The following is a 20,364-nucleotide window of genomic DNA, read 5'->3' as shown; positions in this document are numbered from 1 at the left end:
CCATGCGCGAACTGCTCTTCCTCGCCCACCGCCTGCCGTATCCGCCCAACAAGGGCGACAAGATACGCTCGTGGCACATGCTGCAATACCTGAGCCGGCATTTCCGCGTGCACCTGGGCTGCTTCATCGACGATGACGACGACTGGCAGCACGCGAAAACCGTGGCCGCCCTGTGCGCCAGCACGCGCTTCATCGACTTGCGGCGCGGCCCGGCCCGCTGGCGCGCCATGCAGGCGCTGCTGTCGCGCCAGGCCATGAGCGTGCAGTACTACCGCGATGCGCGCCTGCTGCAATGGGTCGACGGCTTGGTGTCCGGCGGCAAGGTGCGCCACGCGCTGGCCTTTTCCGGGCCCATGGCGCAATACATCGACGGCAGCGCGAGCCGGCATCTGCACCGCGTGATCGATTTCGTCGACGTCGATTCCGACAAATGGCGCCAGTACGGCGACAGCAAGCCCTGGCCCATGTCGCAGCTGTACCGGCGCGAAGCGCAGCTGCTGCTGCAGTACGAGCGCCATATCGCCCAGCAGTTCACAGCCGCCAGCTTCGTCTCGCCGGCCGAAGCGGCCCTGTTCCGCCAGTGCGCACCGATGGCGCGGCGCAAGACGGGCTACTTCAACAACGGCGTCGACACGGCGTATTTCACGCCCATGCCGGCCCAGCCTGGCGTGTATCCGGCGGGCGTGCAGGCGCTGGTGTTTACGGGAGCCATGGATTACTGGCCGAACGTCGACGCCGTGCAATGGTTCGTGCGCCACGTCTGGCCCGCCCTGCGGCGCCAGTTTCCCCAGCTGCAGTTCTATATCGTCGGCAGCGCACCCGTGCCCGCCGTCACGGCGCTGGCGCGGGTGGCCGGCGTGGTGGTGACGGGCAAGGTGCCCGATATCCGGCCCTACCTGGCCGGCGCGGCGCTGGCCGTGGCGCCCCTGCGCATCGCCCGCGGCGTGCAAAACAAGGTGCTCGAAGCGATGGCGATGGGCAAGATCGTGCTGGCCACGCCGCAGGCGCTCGAAGGCATCGCCGCGCAGCCGGGCCTGGAACTGCTGCTGGCGCGCGACGACGCCGAATTCATCCACCATGCGGCGCGCGTGCTGCGCAATGCGCAAAGTGGCGCGGCCGAAGGGAGCGGCGCGGCCATCGGCGCGGCGGCGCGCCAGCTGGTCTTGCAGGACTACGACTGGGAGCGCAATCTGCGCGGCCTTGGCGCCATGCTGGGCCTGCCAGCCGAGGCCAATTCCGAGGCTGCCTCCAGCGGCGCCGCCTCGCCTTTGCAGCCCGTGCGGGAGCCATCCACATGAGCTTGCAGCTCGACCAGCTGGCCCGCTTGCCGGATGCGGCCGTCCTGCCGCACGGTCATCCGCGGCGCCAGGCCGCGCTGGCGGCGCTGCTGCTGTCGCTGGCCGCCGTCGTGCTGCTGTACCACGCCACTTTCTGGTCGATGGTGGAACTGTGGGCCCGCTCGCAAACGTTCGCGCACGGTTTCCTGATCGTGCCCATCAGTTGCTGGCTGGCCTGGCGCCAGCGCGCCCGCCTGGCCGCGCTGGCCCCCCGGCCGTCGCGCCAGGGCTTGCTGCTGCTGGGCGTGCTGGGCCTGACATGGCTGCTGGCCGACGCCGCCAACGTGCCCGTGGTGGAACAATATGCGGCCACGGCCATGCTGCCCGCCTGCGTGCTGGCCATCCTCGGCTGGCCGGCCGTGCGCCTGCTGGCCTTTCCGCTGGCGTATCTGTTCCTCGCCGTACCGTTTGGCGAAGTCTTCATCGAGCCCCTGATCGACTTCACGGCCGCTTTCACGGTGACCGCGCTGCAATGGTCGGGGGTGCCTGTGTTTCGCGATGGCAGCAATTTTTCTCTGCCCACCGGCAACTGGTCGGTGGTGGAAGCGTGCAGCGGCTTGCGCTATCTGATCGCCGCGCTGGCCCTGGGCGCCCTGTTCGCCCATGTGAACTGCCACAGCACGCGGCGGCGCGTGGCCGTCATGGCCGCCGCCCTGCTGGTTCCCATCCTCGCCAACGGCGTGCGCGCCTACCTGATCGTGATGCTGGGCCACCTGAGCGACATGCGCCTGGCCGTCGGTGTCGACCACCTGATCTATGGCTGGCTGTTCTTCGGCCTGGTGGCGCTGCTGCTGTTCTGGCTGGCCGCGCGCTGGCGCGAATTGCCGCCGCCACGCGCCGTACCGTCAGCCCTGCCCGTGCGCCTGAGCGCCGGCGCGGCCAGCCCGCGCGCCGCCGTGCGCGCCGGCGTGGCCTGCCTGCTGCTGGCGGCCGTGTGGCCGGCACTGGCGCTGGCCAGCCAGCGCGATGATGGCGCCACGCTGCCTGCCATGGTGCTGGCCTTGCCCGATCCGCCCGCCTGGCGGCGCCTGCACGACGCGGTACCCGACTGGCAAGCGCCATATGCGGGCACGCCCGCGCGGTTTGCCGCCACCTATGCGCGCCAGGACGGCGACGGCGCGCCCGTGGGGCTGCAACTGCACTGGTATGCACGCCAGGCGCGCGACGCCGAGCTGCTGACGCACCAGGCCTTGCCGTACGGCGCCCGCTGGATGCCGCTGGCGCAGCGCGTGCGGCACGTCAACCTGGTCAACGGCAAGCTGGCCGTGCGCGAAAGCGTGCTGGCGTACGGCGGCGAACGCCTGCTCGTGTGGCGCGTCTATCGCCAGGGAGGCATCGTCACGGCCAGGCCCGTGCTGGTAAAACTGCTGCTGGCGCAAGCCAAGCTGCTGGGCAGGCGCCAGGATGGCGCCGACATCATCGTCTTTGCCGCCTACGACGAGCTGGCGCTGGCGCCGCGCGCGCGCCTGCAAGCGTTCCTGCAGGCGGCACTGCCCGTCATCGAACAACGCTTGCAGGAGCTGCCGCATGGCCCTTGACTTCGACACCGGCGGCACGGAAGCGGCCAGCGTCGCGCCCCTGATCGTGCACGTGATCCACCAGCTCGACGTGGGCGGGCTGGAAAACGGCCTCGTCAACCTGATCAACCATTTGCCGCCGGAACGCTACCGGCACGCCATCGTCTGCATGAAGAACGCCACCGCGTTTCGCCTGCGCCTGACCACGCCCGGTGTCGATGTGATCAGCCTGGACAAGCGCGAAGGCAAGGACTGGCGCCACTACCTGCACCTGTACCGCGTGCTGAAACAGCTGCGGCCGGCAGTGGTGCACACGCGTAACCTCGGCTGCATCGAGGCGCAGTTGCTGGCCTGCCTGGCCGGCGTGCGCCTGCGCGTGCATGGCGAACACGGGCGCGACATGAGCGACTTGCACGGCACCCGCCGCAAATACCGGCTGCTGCGCAAATTGATGCTGCCGCTGGTGCAGCACTTCATCGCCGTCAGCGCCGACCTGGGACAATGGCTGGTGGACGCCATCGGCGCGGCACCCGCGCAGGTGTCGCACATCGGCAATGGCGTCGACAGCGTGCAATTCCACCCGCGCCTGGGGCCGCCGGCTGCCGTGGGCCCGCCCGGCTTCCTGTGCAACGGCGCCTTCGTCATCGGCAGCGTGGGCCGCATGGCGGACGTCAAGGACCATGCCTCGCTGGTGCGCGCGTTCTTGCTGTTGCTGGCGCAGCCGGGCGCCCGCGCGCGCCTGCGCCTGATCATCGTCGGCGACGGGCCGTGCCGCCAGGCCTGCCTGGAGCTGCTGCAGCAAGCCGGCGTGGCGCACCTTGCCTGGCTGCCCGGCGCGCGCGACGACGTGGCGCAACTGCTGCGCACCATGGACTTGTTCGTGCTGCCCTCGCTGGCCGAAGGCAGCTCGAACACCATCCTCGAAGCGATGGCGACGGGGCTGCCCATCGTCGCCACGCAAGTGGGCGGCAACGCGGAACTGGTGCAGTCGGGCTGGAGCGGCACCCTGGTGCCGCCCGGTTCACCCGAAATGCTGGCCGACGCCATGCTCGACTACTACAGCATGCCGGAACTGGGCCCCCGTCACGGCGCGCGCGGCCGGCGCCAGGTGCTGGCCGAGCACAGCCTGCCCGCCATGGCCGGCGCCTACTTGGCCGTGTACGACCGCCTGACCGGTGCGCGCCAGCCTTCCCCCCTGTCCACCATTCCCTGAAAGGCCTTCCATGTGCGGCATCAGCGGCATCTTTGATTTGCAGGGCCAGCGCGACATCGACGTGCTGCTGCTGGCGCGCATGAACCACAGCCTGCGCCACCGGGGGCCGGATGAAGGGGGATTGCACCGCGAGCCGGGCCTCGGCCTGGCGCACCGGCGCCTGTCCGTGATCGACCTGGCTAGCGGCCAGCAGCCGCTGTTCAACGCCGACCGCAGCATCGCCATCGTCTTCAATGGCGAAATCTACAACTACCGCAACCTGATGGCGGAACTGCGCCAGTTCGGCCACCAGTTCCGCACCAGCAGCGACACGGAAGTCATCGTCCACGCGTGGGAACAATGGGGCGAACAATGCGTACAGCGCCTGCGCGGCATGTTCGCCTTCGCCCTGTGGGACCGCCGCCGCCACCTGCTGTTCCTCGCGCGCGACCGCCTCGGTGTCAAACCGCTGTACTACGGCGAGGCGCAGGACGGCACCGTGCTGTTCGGCTCCGAACTCAAAGCCCTGCTTGCACATCCGGCCATGCCGCGCGCGCTCGACCCGCTGGCCGTGGAAGAGTATTTCGCCTACGGCTACGTGCCCGAGCCGCGCAGCATCTTCCAGCACGCGCGCAAGCTGCCGCCCGGGCATACCCTGTCCATCCGCGCGGGCCAGCCGCTGCCGGCGCCGCAATCGTACTGGGACATTTCCTTCGTGCCGAATCCCGCCGCCAGCGAGGCGCAGGCGGCCGACGAACTGCTGGCGCGCCTGCGCGAAGCCGTGCGCATCCGCATGGTGGCCGAAGTGCCGCTGGGGGCATTCCTGTCCGGTGGCGTCGATTCGAGCGCCGTCGTGGCGCTGATGGCCGGCGTCAGCAGCACGCCCGTCAACACCTGTTCCATCTCGTTCGGCGACCCGGCATACAACGAGGCGCACTACGCCGACCTGGTGGCGCGCCGCTACGGCACGGCGCACCATGCGCGCCAGGTCGAGCAGGACGACTTTGAACTGATCGACCTGCTGGCCAACCTGTACGACGAACCGTTCGCCGACAGTTCCGCCATGCCCACCTACCGCGTCTGCCAGCTGGCGCGCCAGCGCGTCACGGTGGCCCTGTCGGGCGACGGCGGCGATGAAAGCCTGGCCGGCTACCGGCGCTACCGCCTGCACACGCGCGAGGAAAAAGTGCGCAAGGCGATGGATCCGCTGCTGCCGGCCGGTTTGCGCCAGTCGCTGTTCGGCACCCTGGGGCGGCTGTATCCGAAGGCCGACTGGGCACCCCGCTTCCTGCGCGCCAAGACGACGTTCGAGGGCCTGGCGCGCGACACGACGGACGCGTATTTTCACGGCGTCAGCCTGCTGGGCGATGCCATGCGCGCGCGCCTGTTCAGCCCCGAACTGCGGCGCAGCCTGCAGGGCTACCGCGCCGTCGAGGTGCTGCGCCGCCACGCGCTGGCCAGCCCCGCGCAAGACCCGCTGTCGCAGGTGCAGTACCTGGACCTGAAAACCTATCTGCCTGGCGACATCCTCACCAAAGTCGACCGGGCCAGCATGGCGCATGCGCTGGAAGTGCGTTCGCCCCTGCTCGACCATGAACTGGTGGCGTGGATGTCGGGCTTGCCGCCGCAGTTCAAGCTGCGGCGCGGCGAAGGCAAATACCTGCTGAAAAAAGCCCTGCGCCCGCTGCTGCCCGATACCCTGCTGTACCGCCAGAAGATGGGCTTTTCCGTGCCGCTGGCCGACTGGCTGCGCGGTCCGCTGCGCCAGCGCCTGCAACAGCGGCTGCTGGGTCCCACCCTGGCGCAATGCGGCCTGTTCGACATGGATTACGTGCGCCTGCTGCTCGATCAGCATGCGAGCGGGCGGCGCGACTACAGCGCGCCGTTATGGTCGCTGCTGATGTTCGAAGCCTTTTTGCGCCAGGTGCTGCCCGTTGATGGCCGCCAGGCGCCGGTGCCCGCACCGGCCATGGCCATGGACTGAAGCCATGCGCATCCTGCACATCCTCGACCACTCGCTGCCCCTGCACAGCGGCTACACGTTTCGCACCCTGGCCATCCTGCGGCAGCAGCGCGCAATGGGCTGGCACACGACGCAGCTCACCAGTGCCAAGCAGGGGCCGTCCGATGGCGCGCAGCAGCTAGTCGACGGCTGGCATTTCTACCGCACGGCGCCCGATGCCCGCTGGTGGGCGCGCCTGCCCGTGCTGCGGCAAGTGGCCGTCATCATCGGCCTGGCCATGCGCCTGCGCCGGCTGGCGCAACGCCTCAAACCGGACATCCTGCACGCCCATTCGCCCGCGCTGAACGCCATCGCCGCCCTCAACGCTGGGCGCGCGCTGGGCATCCCCGTCGTGTATGAAGTGCGCGCCTTCTGGGAAGACGCGGCCGCCGACCATGGCAGCAGCCGGCCCGGCGGCCTGCGCTACCGGCTCACGCGCGCGCTGGAAACCTACGCGCTGCGCCGCGCCGACGCCGTCACCACCATCTGTGACGGCTTGCGGCGCGAGCTGTGCGCGCGCGGCGTGCCCGCGCATAAAATCACCGTGATTCCGAACGCCGTCGATGCGGGCGATTTCAATGTCTCTGATAATCCAGCACTGGCCCACAGGCTGGGTTTGGATGGTCATCCTGTTATCGGCTTCATCGGCTCGTTCTATGCCTACGAGGGACTGGCCCTGCTGCTGCGCGCCATGCCGCGCCTACTGGCGGCGCAGCCGGCATTGCGGCTGCTGCTGGCCGGCGGCGGTCCGCAGGATGCCCAGCTGCGGGCGCTGGCGGCGCAACTGGATATAGCCCACGCCGTGGTGTTCGCGGGCAGAGTGCCGCACGCGCAGGTGGCCGCCTATTATCAGCTGGTCGACATCTGCGTGTATCCGCGCCTGCCGATGCGCCTGACGGAATTGGTGACGCCCTTGAAACCGTTAGAGGCGATGGCGCAGGGCCGTCTCGTGGTGGCGTCCGACGTGGGCGGCCACCGCGAACTGGTCGACCATGGCAAGACGGGCATGCTGTTTCGCGCCGGCGACGCCGGGGCGCTGGCGCAAGCGATACTGGCCCTGCTGCAGGCACCCGCCAGCTGGCCGGCGCTGCGGCGCCAGGCGCGCGCGTTTGTCGAGACGGAGCGCAGCTGGGGCGCCAGCGTGGGCCGCTATGCGCCCGTGTATGCGCGCGTGTCGGCGGAAGCGGCGGGAGCGACGCCATGATCTTCACGGGCCTGCGCATCGCGCTGGTCGGCCCGCTGCCGCCGCCGGCCGGCGGCATGGCGAATCAAACGGCGCAACTGGCGCACAAGCTGCGCGAGGACGGCGCACAAGTACAGCTGCTGGCCGTCAACGGTCCGCATCTGCCGCCGTGGCTGGCGCGCATCCGCTACCTGCGCGCCGCGCTGCGCCTGCCCCTGCTGCTGTGGCGCTTGTGGCGCACGGCCAATACGGTCGACCTGTTCCACATCATGGCCAATTCCGGCTGGTCCTGGCATCTGCAGGCCGCGCCCGCGCTGTGGATCGCCAGCCTGAAAGGCAAGCCTGCCTTGCTCAATTACCGGGGCGGCGAAGCGGCCGTTTTTTTCGCCCGCTCGCCGCGTCTGGTGGCGTTCAGCCTGCGCCGCGCCAGTGCCATCGTCGTGCCGTCGGCCTATCTGGCCGGCGTCTTCGAACAATACGGCCATACGGCCCACATCGTGCCGAACATGGTGGACTTGCAGCGATTCAGGCCAGCCACGCGACGCACAGCAGCCGCAGATGGCCCGTGCATCCTCGTGGCGCGCCACCTGGAAAGCCTGTACGACAACGCCAGCGCCGTGCGCGCCTTCGCCATCGTGCGCGAGGCGTTTCCCGCGGCGCGCCTGGTGCTGGCCGGCGGCGGGCCCGAGCGCGCGGCGCTGGTGCGCCTGGCAAGGTCGCTCGGCGTGACCGACGCCGTGCGCTTTACCGGCCCCGTCGACAATGCCGCCATGCCAGCCCTGTACCAGGCCAGCGACATCGTCCTCAATCCCAGCCTGGCCGACAACATGCCCAATTCCGTGCTCGAAGCACTGGCCTGCGGCGTGCCGGTCGTCAGCACCAACGTGGGCGGCATCCCCGCCCTGCTGCAGGACGGCGTGACGGCGCTCCTCGTGCCGCCCGGCGATTCAACCGCCATGGCGCACGCCATCCTGGCGCTGCTGCGCGACCCGGCGCGCACGCGGCAGCAAGTGCAGGCGGGCCTGGCGCACGCCGCCACCTTCGGCTGGCCCGACATCGCGCCCAGGCTGGCCGCCCATTACCGCCGCATCCGCGCCGCGCCGCGCCCCGGCGCCTATACGCGCCTCGTCGCCCGCTGGCTGTTTCCCCTGCATGAATGGCTCAAGGGCCACCACAGCGCGCGCCTGCTGCGCCGGATGGAACGCTCGCAGTGGTGGAGCACAGAGCAGCTGCAACAGTGGCAGCTGGCGCGCCTGCGCGCGCTGCTGCGCCACGCAGCCGATCACGTGCCCTACTACCGCGCCCTGTTCGCCCGCAGCGGTTTCGATCCCGAGCAAGTCAGGCAACTGGCCAACTTGTCCCGCTTGCCGCTGCTGAGGAAGCGCGACATCGCCGCCGCGCGCGACAGCTTCAAGTCCACCCGCGCCGTGGGTTTGCGCCCGTTCGCCACGGGCGGCTCCAGCGGCGAGCCGCTGCAGTTTTTCCTCGGCCGGCGCAGGATCAGCCACGACATCGCCGCCAAGTGGCGCGCCACGCGCTGGTGGGGCGTCGACATCGGCGACCGCGAAGCCGTGCTGTGGGGCTCGCCCATCGAACTGCACGCGCAAGACCGCGTGCGCCGCCTGCGCGACGCGCTGCTGCGCACCACCCTGCTGCCCGCGTTCGCCATGTCGCCCGCGCGCCTGGACGGCTACGTACAGCAATTGCGCCGCTGGCGCCCGCGCATGCTGTTCGGCTACCCGTCGGCCCTGTGCCGCATCGCCAGCCATGCTGCAGCACGCGACGTGCCGCTCGATGGCCTGGGCGTGAAAGTGGCGTTCGTCACGGCCGAACGCCTGTACGACGAACAGCGCGCGCAGATCGCGGCGGCCTTCGCCTGCCCCGTGGCCAACGGCTACGGCGGACGCGACGCGGGCTTCATCGCCCACGAATGCCCGGACGGCGGCATGCACATCACGGCCGAAGACGTCATCGTGGAAATCGTCGATGGCCAGGGCCAGCCGCTGCCGCCAGGGGCCACGGGCGAAATCGTCGTCACCCATTTGGCCACGCAGGACTACCCGTTCATCCGCTACGCCACGGGCGACGTGGGCGCGCTGGGCACGCAATCGTGCACCTGCGGCCGCAGTCTGCCCCTGCTGCAGAAAATCGAAGGGCGCAGCACGGATTTCCTCACGGCGGTCGATGGCACCGTCATGCACGGCCTGGCCCTCGTCTACATCGTGCGCGAACTGCCGCAAGTGCGCAGTTTTAAAATCATCCAGGAAACCCTGCTGCGCACGCGCGTGCTGCTCGTCTGCCTGCCGCGCCTCGACGACACCACGCGCGCCACCATCGTGGCCGGTTTCCAAGCCAGGCTGGGCGCGCAGGTCGACATCGCCGTCGAGGAAGTCGACGAGATCGCGGCGGAGGCGTCGGGGAAGTACCGGTATGTGGTGAGCAAGGTGGCTTGACGCCGATACGTTACGACAAAAAGTTGTTTTGGTTGTCAATATCAGGTTCTGGAGTAGAATTTGGTATCGCAACTGGAGGGTGTCATGGCAAAGTTGGAAGTTTCAAAGCCGGAGAAAGCGAAGAGCACGCATCGAATGGCGGTACCTGACCCGAGCAAGGCCTTGGGTGATTCGATCCGGAAAATCGGGGCGAGAGGAATCGACCTTGGCGATGGCTACGTATTGGTCAAGATACGACGCACCAAGCGGGCAGCCCAGCATGCGCGCGGGGAGGAAGTGGCGTTTGTACCGCAACAGCTGCCGGGAGTGCCTGTCGTTTCCAATGCCGACCTCCAGGAGTTGATCCAGCGATACCAGCATATACAAGCAATACAAGGTGCGGCAAGCACGGTTCCGCCAGCGAACCAGGCATTCCTTGATCAGTTTGCCCATCAGGAACTGGAAAAATACGCGAGCCTTGAAAAGAAAGGCGAACTGCTCACCTCACAGACGCTGGCCGAGCAAATGGGAGTGACGCGGCAGGCGATCAGCAAGGCGGTGACGGAGCAGCGGATGTTTTCCTTGGACAGCGCAGCCGGCAAGAAACTTTACCCTGCCTTCTTCGCCGATCCCACCCTGAACCGTCGCCAGCTCGGCAAAGTGAACAAGGAACTGGGTCACCTGGCCGGTTCCAGCAAGTGGCAGTTCTTCACCCATCCACGCATGTCGCTCAACGGCATCAGCCCGATCAATGCCTTACGGAAAGGAAAATTCGCCGACGTCATTGCCGCAGCGACAGCGTTCAGGGAGACGTGATGTGGCAGCGACCCGGCTGAAGCCGCCTCCAAAAGTGCTGGCAACGAGCGCGACGCTTCCCGTCGTCGGGCTGCCAATGCCCGGTCTGTACCGCATCTCGGGCCATGCGGCTGGCGAACCCTATTTCGGCTGCAGCGGCGGGAATCGCTTTGATGCACCCGGCTGCAAGACAGGCAATCCCGAATACAGTACCTGCTATCTGGGTCCGAGCTTTGATGTCGCGCTTGCCGAGTCCCTGTTACATGATGCAGTGCCTATAAAGGGCGCCTTTCCTATCGCTAAGTCCGAAATTGATCGCCGATGGGTGCATCAATTCAGTGGCAATTTGAGATTATTTGACCTGACCGGCCATTTGCTCAAGCAGATGGGCGGTCATGCGGGATTGACAGGTACATCAAGTTACACCTTGCCTCAACAATGGGCGCTGGCCGTGTATCGCAATCCGCTCCGGGTCGATGGCTTCCTGTATATGTCTCGTCATTTCACCAACGAAAAAGCCATCGTGGTATATGACCGCGCCAAAGCCAATCTCACAGCAATGGGCAAACCTATCCAACTTATCATGGCAACGGAAATGCCGAATGCCATGCGGCTGTTTAATATCGTTCCTGCTTGATATCGCCAACCGTCAGGAAAAATGAAAAACCTGCCTACTTATCGCTCAGAGCTTGCACGCGCAGAGCCAAATCGTCAATTTTTCGCTCGAGCTTTAAATTTGAAGCACCGATGAAGAACCAGATACATGCGAAGTTTACAATCGGAATCAACGCAAGAATCGTCCATTTTGTTACATTGCGCCCCTTTTCCTTCGCCAGAAGATGTGCCGCTATTGCCATCAGTAATGACATCAATATCAATGGGAGAAATGAAACAAGAATATTGGGGCCGCTATTTTCCATGGGTTAAATCCTATTTAAATTTACAAATATGATAATACCTTATCTTGTCACTGACAACAGCCAGCTTATAGCCGATGGTCGGAACGTCGCAGTATAAGTGGAAGTTGTCATTATGGAAATAAATAGATTTTATAATGCGTTCTAACTCAGTACTAAAGGCACAGATAAATTCAAGGAAAAGAGAATAGTCACTCCCCGAACAGCTGTTCCAGCCTGTGCTGATTCCCCGCCGCCACAAACCACTCCTCCTGCCACCGCTGCGTGCGCAGCGCCTGCGCGGACTCAGGCGTACACCACGGCGGATACACGCGCAGCGCGCGCTTGCCGCCCTGGCCGGCGCGCGACATCACGCCCCGTTCCAGCAGCACCTTGCGCGGAAAAATGAAGAAACCGTGCTGCGCACCGTCGTCGTTGGCTACGGCGATGATAACGACGTCGACGGGGTCCGCGTCGTCGAGCGGGGCGATCTCGGCGTCGGGATGGGGGCGCTTCCAGACGGTGACGAACTGGCCGGTTTTCGTCGGGGTGGTTTTGGCCACGCGCAGGACCAGCCGCTTGCCGTCCAGTTCGGCGCGGCAGGCGCCGTATTCCGCGCTTTCCGCTTCCGGTACGGGCGCTTGCGGCAAGCCCAGGAAAGCCCAGGGACTGGCCTTCATTGCGCGCTGAACTCGGCTGCGGCCTTGGCCGCCCACAGCGCTTCGGCGTGGCTGGCGAACGGGCTGTCGTAGCCGTCGACTGTGCCATCCTCGTCGACAAAATACAGCCACCAGCCGTCGGCCTGCTCGCGGATGGCCGTGTGGCCCGGTGCGCAATGGGTGTCAACGGACTGGCCGGCCGTCAGGGTGGTGATGGTGATGCCGCGGTGAATGATATGCTGGGGTGTCATGGGGTGAAATCGTGCAAGAAAATCAATGGCCATAGTGTAGCCGCGCCGGACCATCCTGGCCAGTGCGTTACACTGATCGTTCACACGGAGGACGACATGGCATCACAGCAAGGCACGGTGGATTTTTTGCTCGACCAGATGGCGGGCGCGGGCAGCATCAGCGCGAAAAAAATGTTTGGCGAGTATGGCTTGTATTGCGACGGCAAGATGTTCGCCATCGTCGCCGACGACCAGCTGTTCATCAAGCCGACGGACGCGGGCCGCGCCTGGATCAGCGCGCAAGGCACGCTGCAGGAAGCGCCGCCCTACCCGCAAGCCAAGCCGTACTTCCTCATCGATGGCGTGCTGTGGGATGAGCGCGACTGGCTGAGCCAGCTGGCGCGGCGCACGGCGGACGCCTTGCCGCTGCCAAAACCCAAGCCGCTGCCCAAGCCTAAAAAACAGGCGTCAGCCAGCTAGTACGCTGTTCTCGCATTGCTTGCCCTGGCGGAAGCATTGCAGGTTGTGATACGTGATGGCGGCGATTTCGCGCAGCGCTTCGCTGGTGAAGAAGCCCTGGTGGCCCGTCACCAGCACGTTCGGGAACGTCATCAGGCGCTGGAAGATGTCGTCGTCAATGATGTCGGACGAGCGGTCCTGGAAGAACAGATTGCTTTCCTGTTCATACACGTCGATGGCCAGAGAGCCCAGCTGGCGCGATTTCAATGCCTCGATGACGGCGCCCGTGTCGATCAGGCCGCCGCGCGAGGTGTTCACCAGCATGGCGCCCTTCTTCATCAGCGGCAAGGTTTCTTCGCTGATCATGTGGCGCGTGCTTTCCATCAATGGGCAATGCAGCGAGACGATGTCGGATTCAGCCAGCAGCTGCGGCAGTTCCACCATCGTGCCCAGTTGCGCGAACGCGGGCGCCGGATACGGGTCGTGGCCCAGCACCGTGCAGCCGAACCCTTTGAAGATGCGCGCCGTGGCCAGGCCGATCTTGCCCGTGCCGACGATACCCACCGTCTTGCCGAACAAGGTGGCGCCCAGCAAGCCGTCGAGCGAGAAATTGCCTTCGCGCACGCGGGCATAGGCGCGATGCGTGTGGCGGTTCAGGGTTTGCACGAGGGCCAAGGTGTATTCGGCCACGGCTTCCGGCGAGTAGGCAGGCACGCGGGCGACGAACAGGCCCAGGCGCTTGGCCGCTTCCAGGTCGAGGTTGTTGTAGCCGGCGCAGCGCAGCAGGATGGCGCGCACGCCGTAGCCGTGCAGGGCTTCGAGCACGGGCGCGTCGAGCACGTCGTTGACGAAGACGCAGACGGCGTCCGCGCCTTGCGCGAGGACCACGGTTTCCTGGCTCAGCAAGGCGCTGTGGTAGACCAGTTCGATGCCGGCGGAATCGGGCTGGGACGGCAAGGCTTCATCGAAGAAACGGCGGTCGTAGGGCTGGCTGGCAAAGAAGGCGATTTTCATGGGGCGTCCTGGAACTTGCTGGATGGCAAAACACCATCATAGCGCAAGCGCCCTGCCCCACTGTGTACGCCTGGCTCTCTTGGCCGCCTATTGGGGTTCGCGGGGCAAGGTCAGCACGTGGCGCAAATACGCCGTTTCCTCGGCGTGCTGCGCATGATAGCGCTCGCGCGCGGCGCGCATGGCCGCCTGGTGCGCCGCGATGCCCCTTTCCGTCAGCTCGACGCCAAAGTCCGCCGGCGGCTGCTCGGGGCCGCCGAACAGGCGCGCCAGGATGAAGCGGCCCACATTGTCGCGGTAGTGCGACGCTTCCCAGTAATAACGCATCGCGCGCGCGCCCGTCACCTGCGGGATAGGCTCGCTGGTGATGCTGTTGAAGCCGGAAAAATCAACCAGGCGCACGTCGCAACCCAGGCGCCGGTAGCGTCCGGCCATCTGCGCCAGGTCGCGCTGCCAGGCTTCCATGGCGTCCCACTTGCCGCGCCAGTACAGGGCGTCGAGCGTGAGCGCGTGCGTGGGATTGATGTACAGGCGCAAGCGCGTGCCGCCACGGCACAGCTTGCCGACGCTGGCATCGAAGGCTTGCAGCGCGGGTGCGGTCGGGCCCAGGCCGTCGCCGAATTCCTGCAGGCGCGGCTTGAAGGCGCGCGCCGTGCCGACCCAGACGCGGTTGCGACTGGTGAGGCAGGACTCGTCGCGCTGGCCGTACAGGGCCAGGCTCGACAGACAGACGCCGTCATAGGTGCCGCTGAGGATGCGCCAGCTGTCCTGGGTCATGTCCACGGTCAGGCCACGCTTGATGTTGAGCAAGGCGCGCCGCGCGAAAAACGCGGGAGCGGGATCCGTCAAGCCCGGCTCCACGCCAGCCGAGCCCAGTTCCAGCGAGAACGAGGGGGCATCGATGCCCCACACCATGGTGTCGACATGGCTGACCGTGGCCGCGTGTTCTGCCAGGCGGATGGCCTCGCCGATCGAAGCGCCCGAGACCGCGCTGTTGAACACGCTCTTGCCATCGAACAAAGTACGCATGCTGCTCGTAGGCAAACCCATTTCCGTGCGCGAATTGCCGATGTAGACGATGGCGGGCCGGTAGCGCGCCACCGCATATGTCTTGCTCCACACGCTGAGTTTTTCGGTCGTCGGCCGCAAGCGCTGCAGCAGCGGGCTGTCCCACTGGTGCAGCAAGTAGGGATCGACGTGGTAATTGACGGCGGAAACGACGGCCAGCGCGGCCAGCGCGCAGGCAAGGAAGGTGGCGAGGTAGCGGCGGGCGTTGGTATCCATGGTCGGCATTGGAAGTGGAGAAATGGCGTATATGTGGGGCTTTGCATCAACGCCGGATCAGCGGCCCGTCCAGCACCCGCTCCGTATAGGCCGCCTCGCGCGCATGTTCCACCCGATAGCGGTCGCGCGCAGCGCGCGTGGCCGCATGGTGGGCGTCGACGTTGGCCTGCGTCAGCTCCACGCCGAAATCGGCCGGCGGCGGCGTGTCGCCGCCAAACAGGCGCGCCAGGATCAAGCGGCCCACATTGTCCCGGTAATGCGACACTTCCCAGTAATAATGCATGTCGGGCTTGCCGCTGACGAGCGGGGTCGGTTCCGTCGTGATGCTGTTAAAGCCGGAAAAATCAACCAGGCGCACGTCGCAGCCCTGCTGGCGGTGGCGCTCGGTGATCTGCACCAGGCCGCGCTGCCAGGCCTGCATGGCCTCCCACTTGCCGCGCCAGTGCAGCGCGTACAGGGTCAGCGCGTGCGTGGGGTTGATGTACATGCGCAGACGCACGCCGCTACTGCACAGCCTGCCTATGCTGGCGTCAAACGCGGGTATCGAGGGCGGCGTCGGCCCCTGGCCATCGCCAAATTCCTGCAGCCGCACGGGAATGGCGTCCTTGGTTCCCAGCCAATGCCGTATGCCTTTCAGGGTGCAGGTCTCGTCGCGCTGCCCATACCGGGCCAGGTTGGAGCGGCAGACATCGCCCGCATTGCCGGTGAGGATGCGCACGCTGTCCTCCGTCATGTCCAGGGTCAGGCCGCGCTTCAGGTTGACGAGGGCGCGCTGGGCGAAAAAGCCGTGCCGGGCGCCCGTCAGGCTGTCTTCCACCCGCGCCGCACCCATGTCCAGGGAAAACGTGGGCGCGTCGACGCCCCACACCATGGTCTCGACGCGGCTGACCCTGGCCGCATGCTCGGCCAGGCGGATGGCGTCGCCGATCGAGGCGCCGGACACGGCGCTGTTGAAGATGCTCTTGCCGTCGAACAAGGCGCGCACGCCCGTCGGCAGGCCCAGTTCCGTGCGCGAATTGCCGATGTAGATGATGGCCGGCCGGTAGCGCGCCACGGCATAGGTCTTGGCCCAGGCGCCCAGCTTTTCATTCAACTGGCGCGGGCGCTGCACCAGGGGACTGTCCCACTGGTGCAGCAAATAGGGGTCGACCTGGTAGTTCAGCAACGAGATGCCGCCCAGTACCAGGAAGACGCAAGCGAGAAAGCAGACAAGATAGCGGCGGCCGGCGGTGTCCATGGTCAGAACTGGAAGTAAAGAAATTCGGTGACCCGGTTCATGCCGAAGATGCAGGCAACGAACAGCGCGGCCAAGCCCACGCTCCAGCGCGAGGTGGGCCGCCAGCTGAAGGACCAGCGCCCTGCGGGCTGAAAGATTCTTTCAATCGCAGGCTCATAGAGAAAGAATATTTCTTGCGTATTGGGCGCCTTGAAGGCCAGCAGCATCGCCGCCAGCAGCACGGGCAAGCCTGGCCCTGCCAGTTCGATCCAGCGGATGCCATCGAACGCGGGATGCAGGCCCCACTGCGCCAGGCTGGACGCCTGGCTGGCCAGGCCGCGCGGCAGGCTTACGCCGTTCGCCCCCACCAGCGCGCCCGTGATGTCCCAGGCCGTGGCCACGTCGGGCGCGCGGAAGAAGACCCAGGCCAGCATGACGGCAAGAAAGGTCAGGACGCCGGGCCACCAGCGCAGCCAGCAGTAGCCCGGCGCCGCGCCAAACACCCGTTGCCACGCCTGCTGCAGCACCAGGTACAGGCCGTGCAAGCCGCCCCAGATGACAAACGTCCAGCCGGCGCCATGCCACAGGCCGCCCAGCAGCATGGTCAGCATCAGGTTGCGGTAGCGCATGGCTTCGCCGCGCCGGCTGCCGCCCAGCGGGATATATAAATAGTCGCGCAGGAAACGCGACAAGGTCATGTGCCAGCGGCGCCAGAAGTCGGCGATATTGGCCGCCTTGTACGGCGAGTTGAAGTTCAGCGGCAATTTCACGCCAAACAGGCGCGACAGGCCGATGGCCATGTCGGAATAGCCGGAAAAGTCGAAATACAGCTGGAACGTGTAGGCCAGCACGCCGATCCACGCTTCAATCAGGGTCGGCTCGGCGCCTGCCGCGAAGATGGGGATGGCCAGCGGCGACAGGTTGTCGGCGATCAGCACCTTTTTTGCCAGGCCTATGGTGAAAATCGACAAGCCGATGGCGAAATTGGCGGCGCGCGGATGGGCATTGGCGGGGTCGGCGAACTGCGGCATCATGTCGCGGTGGTGCAGCACGGGGCCGGCGATCAGATGGGGGAAATAGCTGACGAACAGCACGTAATGGATGAAACGGTATTCGCGCACCTCGCCCCGGTAGCAATCGACGAGGAAGGCGATCTGCGTGAAGGTAAAGAAAGAGATGCCGATCGGCAGGATGATGTCGAGGCCGTGCCATGGCAGGCTGCCAGCGCCAGCACCAGCGGTCACGGCGATGGCATTGACGCTGTCGATGAAGAAATTCGCATATTTGTAGTAGGCGAGCAGCCCCAGGTTCAGCACCAGCGCCACGACCAGCGCCCGCTTGCGGGCCGCTCCTGCCCGTGCGCCGATCAGGCGCCCCGCGCCGTAATTGACGCAGATCGACGCCAGCAGCAGCGGCAGGTAGCGCACGTCCCACCATGCATAGAAGAACAGCGAGGCAAGCGCCAGCCACGTCGCGGGGGCCAGGCGGCGCCAGCTGGCGGATGTGCCTGCGGCGGGCGCCAGGCGGTCCAGCAGAAAATAGCCGGCCAGCACGATGGGCAGATAGCCGAACAGGAAGGCGAAGGAATTAAACAGCATGTTGCCTCCTGGCAGGCAGCGACTGCGCCTGGTAGTAGCAATCGGCAATCTGGGCCGCCACCCGCTCCCACGTAAAGCGTTCCACGAGGGCTTGCACGCGCGAGCGTTCGGGCGGCAGCGCCAGCAGTTCGAGGATGGCCTGGCGCTGCGCGGCGCCATCGTCCCAGCGCACCTTGCGCAGCGCAAAGATGGAGTCGGGCAAGTCCAGCGCGCTTTGCGCCGTCATGACGACGGGCGTGCCGGCCGCCAGCGCTTCGAGCACGCTCAAGGGAAACACCTCGCCCTGGCTGGGCAAGGCCGCCACGGCCGCCGCATGGTAGGCGCTGGCCAGCAGCGGGTCGGCATGGTCGAGCGCGCCCAGCCAGCTGACGTGCGGCAAGTCCAGCAGCAATTGCAGATATGCTTGCTGTTCGCGCGGCGCGGCGCCGATCAGCACGAGGGGCAAGCCGGCGCCCGCCAGCGCCTGGGCCAGTCCCAGCTGGTTTTTATACGGTGAAATACTGCCCACCATCAGCACGAACGGCCCGGCGATACCCGTTTCGCGCAGGAACAGGTCGCCATTGGCCGTGAAGAAATGCGGGTTGATTCCGTTGGGCAAGACGCGGATGGTGTCGGCTCCCATGCCGAAACCTTGCACGATGGCGTCACGCTCGGCCTCGCCCAGCGCGATCACCACGTCGGCCAGTTGCAGGGCGCGCCGGGTTTGCGCATAGCTCGTTTGCACCATCCATTCCGTCAGCCGGCCCGCCAGCCGGTCCGCCAGCCGCGCGCGCCAGGCGCTGGCGCGGCCCCAGCTGGGCGACAGCAGCGGCGACAGCACGACGGGCACGCCTTGCTCGCTGGCCATTTCCATGATGCGGTAAGTGCCATTGCTCGCTGAAAACACGTGCAGCACGTCGAAATCGGCCAGCCGCTGATGGTTGGCGTCGACCAGTTCCACTTCCAGCGGACGCGCCGGCTGCTGGGGCAGCCGGTTCAGCGCGGCAATGGTTTCGCGTACCTGGATCTGCAAGCCGCCGTCGCGCTGGAACAGCATCGGGTAGGACAAGATACCGACACGCATGGTCATCCTTTCGTGCATTTGACTGCCAGCCATCGGCCAGCGAGCTTGCGTTGCAACAACAGAAACTCGCCAGCGAGTTCATGCTTCAACAGGAACAGACCGGCCAACCAGCACAGCAAGGTGGCCAGCGCCGTGCCCATGAGCGCCAGCAGCGCCGGGGTGTCCGTTGGCAGCCACAGCAGCGAAGCGACGGGCGCAACGGCGCTGACACCGCAGAGCAGCAAACTCTTGCGCACTGCTCGCGCCAGGATGCGCCAGTCCAGTGCGCTCAAGCGCCGCAGGCAGTTGTAGTTCAGCCAGCTGCGCAGCACATTGCTGAGCACCACGGCCCAGGCCACGGCCACCAGACCGAACGGCGCCGCGGCCAGCAGCAGCGCCACTTTGATGACGCCAGCGCAGGCATCGAGCCGCACCTGCGCATGCAGCTGGCCCGTCGCCACGAACAGGTAGCGGGCCATGCTGAACATGCTATACACGGCCGAGGACAGGCACATGATGCGTATCAAGGGCACACAGCCTAGCCATTGCGTGCCATACAACACCTTGACCAAGGGCAAAGCCATGCAGGCGAGAAAGAGAAAAAACGGCCATGCCAGCGCCGTCATATAGCTGATCGTGCGCAAATACACGAGCTCCGCCCCGCCCTGCCCCCCTTCCCCCCTTGCGCGGGCCGCGAACAGGGGAAACACGACGGGAGAAATCGCGCTGGTGATGGCCTGGTTAAAGATATTCAGTACGCTTTGCGCCTTGCCGAACAGGGCCAGGCTTTCAATGCCGATCAACTTGCCGATGATCAGGTCCGGCGCCGCCACGCCCGCCTCGTCGACGAGGCCGCCCCCCGTCGCATACGCGCCAAAGCGGGCGATATCGCCCATGCCGCGCCGTCCCGGCAACCATGGTAACTCTGCAGGCCGCACCAGCAGGCTCACCAGCAGCGACGCGCAGGAACCGGCCAGCGCCGCCCACACCATGCTCATGTAACTGTAGCCCTGCAGCGCCAGCAGCACGGCCACCAGCAAGTTGACGACGCTATTGGCCGCATTGATGGCGTAGATGGCGCGAAAGCGCAGTTGCCGACGCAGCATCGGTAACGTTAATGCGCTGAACGGTATCAACAGGAAATTGATCGCCAGCAAGCGCAGCACGAGGGTCAGCCGGGGTTCGCCATAGAACTGCGCGAGCGGCGCGCTGGCCAGCAGCACCAACCCTGCCAGCAGCCAGGCGACGAGCAGGCTGGTGGCCAGCGCGGCCCGCAATTTCACCGTATCGAGCTGCTTTTCCTGGATTAGGTATTGCCCCACGCCAAAGTCGCGCACCACTTGCGCCAGCGCCACCAGCACGGCGCCCAGCGAATATACGCCCACTTCGGCCGGCGTCAGCAAACGCGACAGCACCATGGTGGCGACGATACCCAGCAGCAGTACCGTGTATTTTTCGGCGAACGAAAAGAAAAACGAGTGACGGGTGGCGCTCATGCGGGCCGCCCGCGC

At 66.1% G+C, this 20,364-nt stretch carries 18 protein-coding genes; 9 read left to right on the top strand and 9 right to left on the bottom strand.

What is annotated here, in order from left to right; genetic code table 11:
• The first annotated feature begins 2 nt into the window (after positions 1 to 2).
• The 8 genes from OPV09_RS15200 to OPV09_RS15165 all read left to right on the top strand — a co-directional run bounded on the left by OPV09_RS15200 (position 3) and on the right by OPV09_RS15165 (position 11,095).
• Entirely contained in the window at positions 3 to 1,298 is a 1,296-nt protein-coding gene (locus tag OPV09_RS15200) for a TIGR03087 family PEP-CTERM/XrtA system glycosyltransferase (protein WP_338678653.1), read from the top strand.
• Positions 1,295 to 2,875 (top strand): exosortase A, encoded by a 1,581-nt coding sequence (xrtA, locus tag OPV09_RS15195; protein ID WP_338678652.1) that lies wholly within the window; start codon positions 1,295 to 1,297, stop codon positions 2,873 to 2,875. The genes OPV09_RS15200 and xrtA overlap by 4 nt, the downstream gene beginning before the upstream one ends.
• The gene (locus tag OPV09_RS15190) at positions 2,865 to 4,067 is read left to right on the top strand and encodes a TIGR03088 family PEP-CTERM/XrtA system glycosyltransferase (protein WP_338678651.1); all 1,203 of its coding nucleotides are present in this window, start codon (positions 2,865 to 2,867) and stop codon (positions 4,065 to 4,067) included. The genes xrtA and OPV09_RS15190 overlap by 11 nt, the downstream gene beginning before the upstream one ends.
• Positions 4,068 to 4,077: 10 nt before the next feature.
• On the top strand, positions 4,078 to 6,030 hold the full coding sequence (locus OPV09_RS15185; RefSeq protein ID WP_338678650.1) for an XrtA/PEP-CTERM system amidotransferase: 1,953 nt from the start codon (positions 4,078 to 4,080) through the stop codon (positions 6,028 to 6,030).
• A gap of 4 nt (positions 6,031 to 6,034) precedes the next feature.
• Positions 6,035 to 7,252 (top strand): TIGR04063 family PEP-CTERM/XrtA system glycosyltransferase, encoded by a 1,218-nt coding sequence (locus OPV09_RS15180; protein ID WP_072453680.1) that lies wholly within the window; start codon positions 6,035 to 6,037, stop codon positions 7,250 to 7,252.
• The gene (locus OPV09_RS15175; RefSeq protein WP_072453681.1) at positions 7,249 to 9,684 is read left to right on the top strand and encodes a glycosyltransferase; all 2,436 of its coding nucleotides are present in this window, start codon (positions 7,249 to 7,251) and stop codon (positions 9,682 to 9,684) included. The genes OPV09_RS15180 and OPV09_RS15175 overlap by 4 nt, the downstream gene beginning before the upstream one ends.
• 84 nt (positions 9,685 to 9,768) lie before the next feature.
• Positions 9,769 to 10,479 (top strand): HTH domain-containing protein, encoded by a 711-nt coding sequence (locus OPV09_RS15170; protein ID WP_331776673.1) that lies wholly within the window; start codon positions 9,769 to 9,771, stop codon positions 10,477 to 10,479.
• A gap of 1 nt (position 10,480) precedes the next feature.
• Positions 10,481 to 11,095: an RES family NAD+ phosphorylase gene (locus OPV09_RS15165; RefSeq protein WP_338678649.1), complete on the top strand. Its 615-nt coding sequence runs from the start codon at positions 10,481 to 10,483 to the stop codon at positions 11,093 to 11,095.
• A 34-nt stretch (positions 11,096 to 11,129) separates the two neighbouring features.
• Here OPV09_RS15165 and OPV09_RS15160 read toward each other — a convergent pair whose 3' ends face one another.
• The 3 genes from OPV09_RS15160 to OPV09_RS15150 form a co-directional block, all read right to left on the bottom strand.
• The gene (locus tag OPV09_RS15160; protein WP_139143300.1) at positions 11,130 to 11,378 is read right to left on the bottom strand and encodes a hypothetical protein; all 249 of its coding nucleotides are present in this window, start codon (positions 11,376 to 11,378) and stop codon (positions 11,130 to 11,132) included.
• Between the two features lie 188 nt (positions 11,379 to 11,566).
• Complete coding sequence (locus OPV09_RS15155; protein WP_338678648.1) at positions 11,567 to 12,034, bottom strand: MepB family protein; 468 nt, start codon at positions 12,032 to 12,034, stop codon at positions 11,567 to 11,569.
• A complete protein-coding gene (locus tag OPV09_RS15150) occupies positions 12,031 to 12,264 on the bottom strand; it encodes a hypothetical protein (RefSeq protein WP_070301758.1) in 234 nt (77 codons plus the stop codon). The genes OPV09_RS15155 and OPV09_RS15150 overlap by 4 nt, the downstream gene beginning before the upstream one ends.
• A 96-nt stretch (positions 12,265 to 12,360) precedes the next feature.
• On the opposite strand from OPV09_RS15150, the gene OPV09_RS15145 reads away from it, so the two are divergent.
• Entirely contained in the window at positions 12,361 to 12,723 is a 363-nt protein-coding gene (locus OPV09_RS15145; RefSeq protein WP_338678647.1) for a TfoX/Sxy family protein, read from the top strand.
• Here OPV09_RS15145 and OPV09_RS15140 read toward each other — a convergent pair.
• The 6 genes from OPV09_RS15140 to OPV09_RS15115 all read right to left on the bottom strand — a co-directional run bounded on the left by OPV09_RS15140 (position 12,712) and on the right by OPV09_RS15115 (position 20,349).
• The gene (locus OPV09_RS15140) at positions 12,712 to 13,716 is read right to left on the bottom strand and encodes a 2-hydroxyacid dehydrogenase (RefSeq protein WP_338678646.1); all 1,005 of its coding nucleotides are present in this window, start codon (positions 13,714 to 13,716) and stop codon (positions 12,712 to 12,714) included. The two genes, OPV09_RS15145 and OPV09_RS15140, sit on opposite strands and share 12 nt — an antisense overlap.
• 87 nt (positions 13,717 to 13,803) lie before the next feature.
• On the bottom strand, positions 13,804 to 14,997 hold the full coding sequence (locus OPV09_RS15135; RefSeq protein WP_338678645.1) for a hypothetical protein: 1,194 nt from the start codon (positions 14,995 to 14,997) through the stop codon (positions 13,804 to 13,806).
• A gap of 46 nt (positions 14,998 to 15,043) precedes the next feature.
• The gene (locus tag OPV09_RS15130; RefSeq protein ID WP_338678644.1) at positions 15,044 to 16,234 is read right to left on the bottom strand and encodes a hypothetical protein; all 1,191 of its coding nucleotides are present in this window, start codon (positions 16,232 to 16,234) and stop codon (positions 15,044 to 15,046) included.
• Between the two features lie 2 nt (positions 16,235 to 16,236).
• Positions 16,237 to 17,811 (bottom strand): MBOAT family protein, encoded by a 1,575-nt coding sequence (locus OPV09_RS15125; protein WP_338678643.1) that lies wholly within the window; start codon positions 17,809 to 17,811, stop codon positions 16,237 to 16,239.
• Complete coding sequence (locus tag OPV09_RS15120) at positions 17,801 to 18,874, bottom strand: glycosyltransferase family 4 protein (protein ID WP_338678642.1); 1,074 nt, start codon at positions 18,872 to 18,874, stop codon at positions 17,801 to 17,803. Before OPV09_RS15120 ends, OPV09_RS15125 begins: the two co-directional genes overlap by 11 nt.
• A gap of 2 nt (positions 18,875 to 18,876) precedes the next feature.
• On the bottom strand, positions 18,877 to 20,349 hold the full coding sequence (locus OPV09_RS15115; protein ID WP_338678641.1) for a lipopolysaccharide biosynthesis protein: 1,473 nt from the start codon (positions 20,347 to 20,349) through the stop codon (positions 18,877 to 18,879).
• Positions 20,350 to 20,364 lie beyond the last annotated feature (15 nt).

Source organism: Janthinobacterium sp. TB1-E2, assembly GCF_036885605.1.
In the GTDB taxonomy this organism is placed as follows: domain Bacteria; phylum Pseudomonadota; class Gammaproteobacteria; order Burkholderiales; family Burkholderiaceae_D; genus Janthinobacterium; species Janthinobacterium aestuarii.
The sequence above is the reverse complement of the archived record's forward strand: the minus strand, read 5'-3'. Positions and strand labels throughout refer to the sequence as shown.